Origin of the sequence: Baaleninema sp., assembly GCF_049974805.1 — a bacterium.
Taxonomy (GTDB): domain Bacteria; phylum Cyanobacteriota; class Cyanobacteriia; order Cyanobacteriales; family Geitlerinemataceae; genus Baaleninema.
The window spans coordinates 1-10,569 of the sequence record NZ_JBNGCO010000140.1; the positions used below are offsets into that span (position 1 = coordinate 1).

The window sequence follows — 10,569 nt, forward strand, 5'->3', positions numbered from 1 at the left end:
AAACTTTATACTCGACTGAACGGGTATTCCTTTTGAATTGAGGATAACCTTTCTTCCCCTTGACTTGGTTTTTACAGTTTTCGTAAAAACGAGTAATGGCTCTCAGAGTTCGCTCGACCGCCGTCTGGCAAGCATGAGAGTTGAGTTCCTCAACAAACTTAAACTCTTTTCTCAATCGTGTGTTATACCGAAATAACTCAGCCTTACCCACACCCCGATTGTCTATCCAGTAACGCAAAACTTTATTGCGGACGAACTGAGTCGTCCGAATCGCTTCGTCGATGGCTAAGACTTGATAAGGTTTGGGGTTGACCTTGTATTCGAGAACAAACATCGTTTGATACTTGCGTGATTAGTATCATTATACCACAGCTAGGCTGAAGCCGGGGTCAAAAAGGGGACACCCGGATTCGAACCGGGGGATGGGAGATTTGCAGTCTCCTGCCTTACCGCTTGGCTATGTCCCCAAGCCGATAGCTTATCTATTATAGCATATTCAGCGTAGCTGTCAACAGCTTAACTGCCTGCGCCAGCGTTCTACGGCGTCCCGCAATCGGGGCGAGAGCCACTCGTCAAACTGCGGATAAACCGGAAGTCGCGGCTGTAATTTCCACTTGGCGGGATCGAGAATTTCCCGTAAAGTGCGATCGTGAGGATGGGGATAGTCGGGGTTGACTTCATCGCGAGGTCCGATTCCCCCTAAATCTCTCGCCCCTGCTTCGAGACAGGCTAAGAGAATTTCCGGGGTTTGCACTAAATTCGGCGGAATCTGAATCGCGATGTCGTCGGGGAGAATGTCTCGGGCTAACGCCACCACCTGGGGAAGTTTCGCTGTATCGAACGCCGTTCCCGCCTCGGCTTGCTGGGTTCCGATGCGGTGGGGTTGTAAGATGACTTCCTGAATATGTCCCCAGTGACGGTGAATCTGGGCGATTTCGGCTAAGGTGTCTCGCCAATCTTGGGGCGTTTCGCCAATTCCCAGCAGTAATCCGGTAGTCAAGGGGATTTGCAGACTTCCCGCCTGTCGGAGTTGTCGAATTCGCAATTCGGGGCGTTTGCTGGGGGCGTGGCGGTGAACGGTGTCGAGGAGTTTGGGGGTGACTTGTTCTAACATTAACCCCATCGAAACGTTGACGGTTTTCAACATCGCCATTTCTTCGAGTGTCAGGGGTCCGACGTTGCTATGGGGGAGAAATCCCATTGATAAGCCTAATTCGCACAAGTCGTAAATTCGTTGAAACCAGGCTTTTCGTCGGGGGTGGTTGGGGTGAACTTCGCCGCTGAGAATGAGAAGTTCGATCGATCCGCTTTCGCGAAGATCGGTTAAAATCTCTTTTCCCCGTTCTAAAGTCATCCACTTGTCGCTTCCGGAGTCTACGCGAAAGTTACAGTAGCTGCAACGGTTAAAACATTCGTAGGTGGGAACGAGGGTGTAAGCGGGGCTGTAGGTGATGGGAATTTGAGAGGGGGAGGAGGGGAGAGAGGAAGAGGGGGAGGAGGGGAGAGAGGAAGAGGGGGAGAAAGACATTGGTGGTTGGGGAATGAGACTCTGTCTTTAAAACTCCGATATCTCGCCAATACCGGGCTTCTGACTCGCCTTAAGATGGCGTCAACTCGGCTAGGTATCCTCGGGAGAGGAAGGGTACGTCTACGACATCGGCGGTGGCGTCGCCGACGGTGACGGATAAGCCGTTTCCTCCGGCTTGGGTTCGGATGTAGCCTAAACCCACGTACCCGTCTTCGGTAGACACGATGCTGGTGAGGGTTCCGATTTTTGTGTCTCCTTGGGTAATGGGGGTTCCGGGTTCGGCGGCGGAATTCAGATGCAATCCCCAAAGTTGCTGTTTGACGCCTTTGTAGGTGTTGAGACGGGCGATGGTTTCTTGTCCGATGTAACAGCCTTTGTTAAAAGAGATGGTATGCCACAATCCGGCTTCTAGGGGATTGTAATCGTCGGTGAGTTCGGCGTCGGGGGCGGGGCGCCCTTGTTGGATGCGAAGGCGGTTCCAGGGGGTTTCGCCGAGGGGAGTTGCGCCGGATTCGTGGAGGGTTTTCCAAAGTTCGGCGGCGGCGTCGGTGTTGCAGATGAGGGTGTAGCCGGGGAGGGCTAAGCCGCTTCCGGCGGCGATGCGGATTTCGTGGGTGTTGAGGGCGACGAGGCGGTGGGTTCCGGGGGAAATGTCGTCAGAGATACCCAGTTTTTGGAGTTGCGATCGACTTTCTTCGCCAATTAGGGTGAAACAGGCGGTGTCGTCGGTTCGATCGCTCAATTCGACTTTATCGGCGGGGAAGATGTAGCGATCGAGCAGTTTCAGGAGGGTTTCGCGACGACTGGGGGAAACCAGGAGTAATAGGGCGTCGTCGGTGATGTAGGCGGTGGCGAGATCGAGGGTTCTCGCGGTGTTGGTGAGGAAGACGGTATCGCACGCTTCTCCGGGTTGGCGCGAGTTGAATTCGTTGGTACTTTGGTTGTGAAGGAAACGCAGGCGATCGGCTTGTGTTAGTTGTAAACGCCCCCAAGCGGATCGATCGTACAGGGCGACGCCAGTTTTCGCGGCGTTGAGGGCGTCGGCGTCGTTTCCGAAAGTCAAAGGCGCTTCGACTCCTGGCGCAATTTCGCCGAATTTCGCTCTCGATGCGGTTTGGATTTCCCGTAAAGCCTGATTCATAGAAAGTCGTAGCCGAATTGAAATAGGTTTTTCTAGCTTAATGGGAAGCCAAGAGTGGAGACAAGTGCTGCGTGATGATTTTTCTCCATAACTATTTACAAGGGCTTTTTACGTCTGTGGGCGGTGCGATCGGGGCGGTGACTGACGATTTTTCCCCATAACCATTTATACCCAATTTTTCAAGTCACGCACCCTACGAGTCTGTCTTGAATATTTCTTGGGCGATCGATCTGGCTTTTTCGTCGAGACGTTCCCAGTCAATTTCGTTTCCGTCAAACAGGCTGGTATCGATTTCCACTTCCTGGGTTTCGCTGGGGGTGTGAGTGGGGTGGTAGTCGCGAAAACACACTTGATAGCAGAGTTCCCAAATATCGATGGTTTTCTCGGCACCGTTTTTTTTCAAGTGCAGTTGATACCCGGGAATCGGCACTTGGGTTTCGTGATAGGTTCCTTCCCATGTGGATTCTTCGAGGTATTTTCGCAAGTTGTCGAGAATGCGAATGAAGGCAGGCTGCATTAAGGCTTGTGCCTGTTGCCATGCCAGTTGGTTGGTGAATTTGGGTTTCATAACAGAACTTTTACGGGGATTCTTTCAGCATCTCTCGCGCTACTTTTAACGCCTCGCGAACTCGATCGAATCCTGTTCCGCCGAAGCTATTTCGGGCGGAAATTACCTGTTGCGGCGCGATCGCGTCGTAAATATCTGCCTCGAATTTCGGATGCAGTTCTTGCCACTCTTCTAGTGTCAAGTCTTTTAACAATTTTCCCGATGCCAAACAAGTCCGAACCACTTTCCCAACTCGGTTATAGGCTTCGCGGAAGGGAACGCCTTTCGCGGCTAAATAATCGGCGACATCGGTGGCGTTGGAGAAATCTTCGGCGACGGCTTCTTGGAGCCGTTGGCGGCGGAATTCTAAACCTTCTCGGAATAGAATCGTCATGGATTCTAAGGAGCCGCTGACGGTTTTTACGGCATCGAAGAGGGCTTCTTTATCTTCTTGTAAGTCTTTGTTGTAGGCTAGGGGCAGGGATTTCATCAAGACTAACATTCCCTGCAAATGTCCGAAGACGCGCCCGGTTTTTCCGCGAACCAGTTCGGGAATATCGGGGTTTTTCTTCTGGGGCATAATGCTCGAACCCGTCGAACAGTTATCTTTTAATTGCACGAAATTGAATTCTTGCGACGCCCAGAGAATTACTTCTTCGGAAAGCCGACTTAAATGCACCATAATCAGGCTGGCGGCGTTGAGGAATTCGATGGCGAAGTCGCGATCGCTCACGCCGTCTAAGCTGTTGGCGTAGGGGCGATCGAATCCCAGGAGTTCGGCGGTATAATGTCGATCGATGGGAAATGTCGTTCCGGCTAACGCCCCGCATCCTAACGGCGAAACGTTCACTCGCTTGTAAATTTCTCCTAACCGTTCCCAATCTCGCTGAAACATCTCGAAATAGGCGAGGAGATGATGGGCGAGGCTGAGAGGTTGGGCGCGTTGGAGGTGCGTGTAGCCGGGAATGGGCGTCTCAACGTGATTTTCAGCGATTTTGACGAGAACGCTTTGGAAATCTCGCAAATATTGGCGAATTTTCGTGATTTTATCCCGCAGGTACAGCCGAGTATCGGTTCCCACTTGATCGTTGCGAGAACGGGCGGTGTGGAGTTTTTTTCCGGCGTCTCCGACGATTTCTGTTAATCTTTTTTCAACGGCGAAATGCACGTCTTCGGCATCAATTCCGGGGTTAAATTCACCGTTTCGGTATTCCTGGCGAATTTGCTCGATTCCAGAAACGAGCTTTTCTTTTTCTTCTTCCGAGATAATTCCTGTTTTTGCCAACATTTTGGCGTGAGCGATCGATCCGGTTAAGTCGTATTCGATCAGCTCGATGTCAAATCCGATGCTGGCGTTGAAGCGAGCGATGGTCGGATCGAGGGCAGTTTCAAAGCGTTGGCTCCAGGTTTTTTCTTGAGTCATCGGAAGCAAAAAGAAAACGGTTAAAAAACGACAAACAACAAAAGAAGGCGAGAGAATTTGTGATGGCGAGTCGATTACGACGGGGCGATTTTTTGTAATACCACTAACGTCATATCGTCGTCGTTGGACTTGTGGGGTCCGATAAACTCGCGGACGCGATCGAACATATAGTTAAGGATATCGTCGGGAGTTTGGCGACGCTGACAGATAGCACGGAACGCCTCGATTAAATTTTCCTCCTCAAAGCGATCGCCGTGTTGGTTGGCGGCTTCCGTAAACCCGTCCGTATAAAACAAAATCGTATCGCCATCTTCCAACATCACACTATCTTCCTCATATTCCGTCTCCGCATCCAACCCCACTAACATCCCCCAAGTATCCAACCGGGAAATCTCACCAGTTTTCGCCGTCCACAACAACGGCGGATTGTGAGCGGCGTTGCTGTAGGAGAGCGTTCGCGTTTGCGGGTCGTACTCCGAATAGAATAACGTGACGAAGCGGTGGGAATTCTCCAAATCTGCGTACATGGCGCGGTTGAGATGTTGCAGAATCCGCGCCGGCGAATGTTGGTTGAGCGCCTCCGATCGCAGCATTCCCCGCGTCAGGGTCATAATCAACCCCGCCGGAACCCCTTTCCCCATCACGTCGCCGATGGCGATTCCCCAGCGTCCGCTTCCGGAGGCTTCCGAACGACTCGATCGAACCAAATCGTGACTGGTGGGAATAAAATCGTAATAATCCCCGCCGACGCGGTTAGCGGTTTGACATCGCGCCGCCACGCGAATCCCCGAAATCTCGGGACATTGACTCGGAAGCAAGCGTAACTGAATTTCCGCACCGATTTCCAACTCGCGATCGAGCCGTTGTTTCTGGCGCAACTCCGCCGCCAGTTCGTCGTTGACGATGGCCACCGCCGTCTGATCCGCCACCAACTGTACCAACTTACGCCGCGTTTCCGTCCAGCGATAGTTGGGATCGCGACTGAAAACGTACAGCCGTCCCCGTTCCTTATCTTGAATCGAAATCGGCGTTCCGAACAGGCGCAACTCTTCCCCCAAATACTGCGCCACCTGTTCGTCGAATTCTCCCGGCGTCGCCACTTCCGGTTCTCGCTGTCGCGTTACCGTTTCGATGGCGCGGCGCATATCCGTACAGGACTGGCCTTCCTGGCAATGTAGCCGTTGCAGGCGGATTTGACCGTCCGGTTTGAACAGAATTAACGCTCCCCCTTCAGCATCCGTCACGCGACTGGCGACGAGGGGAATCAGTTCGAGAAACTGATTGAGATTGTTAAAACTACGCAGCGCAAACCCCAGAGAACTCAACAAATCTTGCGTTTTGTTTTGTTCCCGGTGTAACCGCGCCACTAAGGCTTTCAGCGCGAATACAGGAGTCGGCTCGGAAGGCGGAGTCGGCTCGTTCGGTGTGGCAGGCTGTAACGGCACAGACACAGCAGGTAAAGAATTTATATCGATTCGCTCGGGTGACATATTACAGCGAACTGCTGTCTCGACAGGTTCGCCAAAGTTTTTTTACAGAATTTTCTAACGCCATCTCGGGAGATACCGGGGACGGAATTCCTTTAGGGGACTCGAACGGTGACGGTTGGCGATGAGTATCGCAAAAGTTTACGGTGTTTGGACGAAATTAGCAACAAACTTCGTCAATTGGCAACTGTCGATCGCTCGGCTACGAAAAAAGGAACAAGGCGCATAATAATAGATCCGCTTCTCGCGTGGAGATGAAGAAACCGTGCCTGATTCTGTTTCGCAACTAGAAATGTTTCCGTTTATCGGCGAAGAAGTCGATGTCGGCTACGATAACGCACAGGTGGTTATTTTACCCGTTCCTTACGAAGCCACTACCACATATCGCGTCGGATGTCAAGATGGCCCGGCGGCGTTGTTGGCAGCCTCCGACCAATTGGAATATTACGATGTGGAGTTGGAACGAGAAACCTGTTTCGAGGTGGGGATTCACACCCACGCCCCCATCGCCGACACCCGCCAGGGAACAGTATCCGAGACGGAAATGCTGGAGACAACTCGCAACACCATCGCCCGCTGCACCGCAGACGGTAAATTCGTCGTCAGTGTCGGCGGGGAACACAGCATCACCGCCGGGGTGGTGGCGGGATACCGCCAAGCTTTGGGAGACGAGCCGTTTACGGTGGTACAAATCGACGCTCACGGGGATTTACGCGCCGAATACGAAGGCTCTCGCTACAACCACGCCTGCGTCATGCACCGGGTATTAGAACTGGGCTGTCCTTCCCTTCCGGTGGGGATTCGCAGCCTTTGCCGGGAAGAAGCCGAACTGATTCGATCGCGAAATATTCCGGTGTTTTGGGACGAGGACATCGCAGGCGATCCCAACTGGATCGATCGCGCGATCGATAGCATTGCCACCGAAAAAGTCTTTCTCACCGTCGATCTCGACGGCCTCGATCCCGGATTAATGCCGGGAGTGGGAACGCCGCAACCGGGGGGATTGGGATGGCGTCAAACCCTGAAGTTTTTACGTCGGCTCTGTGGCGATCGCACCCTCATCGGTGCCGATATCATGGAACTCTGTCCCCTCAGCGACTCCGTGGTATCAGAATTTACGGCCGCCAAATTGACTTATAAAATAGTGGGGTATCGCGAACTGGCGCGATCCCGACAAGGTGCATCGACAAGATTCCGTTAACCCCCACGCCAACCCCTCCGAACAGAGGTTCAGAGGAAGCGTTCGAGCGCACGACAGGTTGAAAAAACACTTATGAGCGTCACAGATACCGCCGTCGGCAAGTATGCCCCCGACTTCGAACTCCCCGGAACCCGAGGGGAAGTTCACCATCTCGCCCGTTATCTCGACAACCACCAAGCCGTTGTGGTGGTGTTTTTAGGCAACACTTGTCCCTACAGCCGCGCCTCGATCGATCGACTCAAACAACTGCAACGAGACTATCGCGATCGCGGCGTCGCCATCATCGGCATTAACGCCAACGATAGCGAACAGAGTCCGGACGATGGCTTTGAAGCCATGAAAGCCCTCGTCGAAAACGCTCAACTGAACTTTCCCTATCTGCGAGACGTGACGCAAGACGTAGCCCAAAGCTTCGGTGCCAACGTGACGCCAGAAACCTTTCTGATCGATCGCAGCGGCGTTGTGCGCTATCGCGGCGCCATCGACAACAACCCCGAAAACCCCCAAGCGGCGGAAAATCTCTATCTCCAAACCGCCCTCGATCGACTCCTACAAAACCAATCGATCGAACCCACCACCACCCCCGCCGTGGGCTGTCCCCTCATCTGGCGCAAGTGAACGGAGTTGACCGCCCCCTCAACCCCGCGACCTGGTATAGTTGGAGGCGGTTCACTAGGGGAAGTAGGACATGGGAACGGCTTACCGGCGAATACTACTCAAGTTAAGCGGCGAAGCGTTGATGGGCAACCGGGGATACGGAATCGATCCGGCGGTGGTTCAAGATATCGCTCAAGAAGTTGCTGACGTGGTGGCGGCGGGAACCGAAGTTGCCATCGTCGTCGGGGGCGGAAATATCTTTCGCGGCATCAAAGCCGCCTCGGCGGGCATGGACCGCGCTACGGCGGACTACATCGGCATGATCGCCACGGTGATGAACGCGATGACCCTACAAGACGCCCTCGAACAAATCGGCGTTCCGACTCGCGTACAAACGGCGATCGCCATGCAGGAAGTGGCCGAACCCTACATTCGCCGTCGCGCCATGCGCCACTTAGAAAAAGGCCGCGTCGTGGTGTTCGGCGCCGGGTCGGGCAATCCCTTCTTTACCACCGACACCACCGCCGCACTGCGGGCAGCCGAAATCGATGCCGAAGCGATCTTCAAAGCTACGAAGGTCGATGGCGTCTACGATCGCGATCCCACGGTCGATCCCGACGCTCACCTCTACCAAAGTTTGACCTACGCCCACGTCCTCGCCAACGACTTACGGGTGATGGACAGTACGGCGATCGCTTTATGTAAAGAGAACAATATCCCTATCATAGTGTTTAACCTATCCAAACACGGGAACATCCGTCGCGCTCTGACGGGCGAACCCGTGGGAACGATTGTAGGAGGATCTTGCGATGTTACCTGATGTAGAAGATCGAATGCAGAAAGCCGTTGAGGCAACGCAACGGGCGTTTAATACCATTCGCACCGGCCGCGCCAACGCCTCCCTGCTCGATCGCGTGATGGTGGACTATTACAACACCCCCACGCCTCTCAAAAGCCTGGCCAGCATTAGCACCCCCGACGCCAGTACGATTATGATTCAGCCCTTCGACCCCAGCAGTTTGGCGGGGGTCGAAAAAGCGATTTCCACTTCGGATGTCGGATTGGTGCCGAACAACGACGGTAAAGTGATTCGCCTGAACGTGCCGCCGCTGACGAGCGAACGCCGTCAGGAATTCGTGAAAATGGCCGCGAAATACGCCGAAGAGGGCAAAGTCTCGATTCGCAACATTCGCCGCGACGCCGTGGACGACGTGCGGAAACAGGAGAAAAACAGCGACATCTCGGAAGACGAGTCCCGCGACTTGCAAGACGAGATTCAAAAACTCACGGACAAATACACGGAGAAAATCGACAAACTCTTAGCCGCCAAAGAGAAAGACATTACCACCGTCTAGGTGGCGTTCCCTAGGCAGCTCGGAAAAATCTATGCTAGGGTTGCGTCCGTCAGGGTTTGCGCGTAACTGCCAGACAAATTTAACTTTGACGGATTTCAAGAACAAAACTCGATGACCGAACTCTACGATTGCATCGTTATCGGTGCAGGACCCGCTGGCGGTTCGGCCGCCTATCACCTCGCCAAACAGGGGCGATCGGTACTCGTCCTCGACAAGCAACCTCAGCCGAGATATCGCCCTTGTGCCGGGGGCGTGTCTCCGGTGGTGGCGCAGTGGTTCGATTTCGATTTTGCCCCCGCGATTTCGCGGAAGGTGAAAACCGTTCGCTACACCTGGAAGTACGACGACCCGGTGGTGGTGGAATTGGAAACCCAAGAGCCGATGTGGATGGTTCGACGCGATCGATTCGACGATTTCCTCATCACTCAGGCGCAGTCCCAAGGGGCTGAACTGCGCGACGGTACGACGGTCACGGGAATTCGTGTCGAGAGCGATCGCGTTTGGGTCGAGACGGACACCGAACCGGCGGCCGGCCGCTATGTCATCGCCGCCAGCGGCGCCAATAACACCTGTGCGGAATGGCTCAAGCTGAAAACCCCGAAAGTGCGATCGGCGGCCACGTTAGAGGTGCCGATGGAACCGTCGGCGGACGCCCCTATCGATTTCGCTTTCGGACAGGTGAAGAACGGCTTTATTTGGCAGTTTCCCAAAGCGGACGGCGTTTCGGTCTCGACGAGTACGTTTATCGGGGGGAACGGCAAAAACCTCTCGAAAACTCTCTCGGACTACGCCGATCGCCTGGGACTTCCCGCCGAAAACCGCCAAATTACCGAAGGTTCGGTGTTGTTGTGGGACGGCGATCGAACCCTCCACAGCGATCGAGCCTTATTAGCCGGAGAAGCAGCGGGATTCGTCGATCCCCTCACCGCCGAAGGCATTCGCCCCTCGATGTTCAGCGGCATGAAAGCGGCCGAGGCCATCGATCGCGCCCTCTCGGGAGATACCGACGCCCTCGCGGGATACACGCAAACCGTGCGCGACAGTTGGGGCGCCGACATGACCTGGGCTTCGCGGTTGGCCGGCGCCCTCTACCGCTTTCCCGGCATCGCCTACAAAGCGGCTATCAAACAACCCATCGCCACTCAAATCATGTTAAAAATCCTCTGCGGCGAACTCCGCTATTCGGACGTTGCAGACCGAGCTATCCGCAAGCTCAGCGGCGGCCTCATGGGCAGTTGACACTCCCCAGCTATCACGGCGTGGGGATTCTTCCTTCAGCGATCCGACTTG

Annotated in this window: 11 protein-coding genes, 1 tRNA gene and 1 pseudogene; 6 read left to right on the top strand and 7 right to left on the bottom strand. The window is 54.3% G+C overall.

Translation table 11 applies throughout. The features are described from left to right. The 7 genes and pseudogenes from ACP5D4_RS19230 to ACP5D4_RS19260 all read right to left on the bottom strand — a co-directional run. A pseudogene (locus tag ACP5D4_RS19230) lies at positions 1 to 334 on the bottom strand (RNA-guided endonuclease TnpB family protein); the annotation flags it as partial. 61 nt (positions 335 to 395) lie between these two features. After that, positions 396 to 467 (bottom strand) — tRNA-Cys (locus tag ACP5D4_RS19235). Between the two features lie 41 nt (positions 468 to 508). Next, entirely contained in the window at positions 509 to 1,528 is a 1,020-nt protein-coding gene (gene cofG / locus ACP5D4_RS19240; RefSeq protein WP_428013233.1) for a 7,8-didemethyl-8-hydroxy-5-deazariboflavin synthase subunit CofG, read from the bottom strand. Positions 1,529 to 1,598: 70 nt separating this feature from the next. Beyond that, the gene (locus ACP5D4_RS19245; RefSeq protein ID WP_428013234.1) at positions 1,599 to 2,669 is read right to left on the bottom strand and encodes a YgfZ/GcvT domain-containing protein; all 1,071 of its coding nucleotides are present in this window, start codon (positions 2,667 to 2,669) and stop codon (positions 1,599 to 1,601) included. Between the two features lie 193 nt (positions 2,670 to 2,862). Then, on the bottom strand, positions 2,863 to 3,237 hold the full coding sequence (locus ACP5D4_RS19250) for a hypothetical protein (RefSeq protein ID WP_428013235.1): 375 nt from the start codon (positions 3,235 to 3,237) through the stop codon (positions 2,863 to 2,865). 10 nt (positions 3,238 to 3,247) lie between these two features. After that, positions 3,248 to 4,639 carry an argininosuccinate lyase gene (argH, locus tag ACP5D4_RS19255; protein ID WP_428013236.1) on the bottom strand — a complete coding sequence of 464 codons (1,392 nt, stop codon included), beginning with the start codon at positions 4,637 to 4,639 and terminating at the stop codon, positions 3,248 to 3,250. Between the two features lie 74 nt (positions 4,640 to 4,713). Next, the gene (locus tag ACP5D4_RS19260; RefSeq protein WP_428013237.1) at positions 4,714 to 6,129 is read right to left on the bottom strand and encodes a PP2C family protein-serine/threonine phosphatase; all 1,416 of its coding nucleotides are present in this window, start codon (positions 6,127 to 6,129) and stop codon (positions 4,714 to 4,716) included. On the opposite strand from ACP5D4_RS19260, the gene ACP5D4_RS19265 reads away from it, so the two are divergent. From ACP5D4_RS19265 to ACP5D4_RS19290, 6 genes are all read left to right on the top strand, one after another. Beyond that, positions 6,123 to 6,254, top strand: coding sequence for a hypothetical protein (locus ACP5D4_RS19265; RefSeq protein WP_428013238.1), 132 nt, complete (start codon positions 6,123 to 6,125; stop codon positions 6,252 to 6,254). The two genes, ACP5D4_RS19260 and ACP5D4_RS19265, sit on opposite strands and share 7 nt — an antisense overlap. A gap of 137 nt (positions 6,255 to 6,391) precedes the next feature. Then, positions 6,392 to 7,327 carry an agmatinase gene (gene speB, locus ACP5D4_RS19270; protein ID WP_428013239.1) on the top strand — a complete coding sequence of 312 codons (936 nt, stop codon included), beginning with the start codon at positions 6,392 to 6,394 and terminating at the stop codon, positions 7,325 to 7,327. Between the two features lie 72 nt (positions 7,328 to 7,399). Next, entirely contained in the window at positions 7,400 to 7,945 is a 546-nt protein-coding gene (locus ACP5D4_RS19275; RefSeq protein WP_428013240.1) for a thioredoxin family protein, read from the top strand. A 70-nt stretch (positions 7,946 to 8,015) separates the two neighbouring features. Then, positions 8,016 to 8,744, top strand: a complete 729-nt coding sequence (pyrH, locus tag ACP5D4_RS19280; protein ID WP_428013241.1) for a UMP kinase — start codon at positions 8,016 to 8,018, stop codon at positions 8,742 to 8,744. Further along, positions 8,734 to 9,279, top strand: coding sequence for a ribosome recycling factor (gene frr, locus ACP5D4_RS19285; RefSeq protein ID WP_428013242.1), 546 nt, complete (start codon positions 8,734 to 8,736; stop codon positions 9,277 to 9,279). The genes pyrH and frr overlap by 11 nt, the downstream gene beginning before the upstream one ends. A 111-nt stretch (positions 9,280 to 9,390) precedes the next feature. Then, entirely contained in the window at positions 9,391 to 10,518 is a 1,128-nt protein-coding gene (locus tag ACP5D4_RS19290) for a geranylgeranyl reductase family protein (protein WP_428013243.1), read from the top strand. Positions 10,519 to 10,569 lie beyond the last annotated feature (51 nt).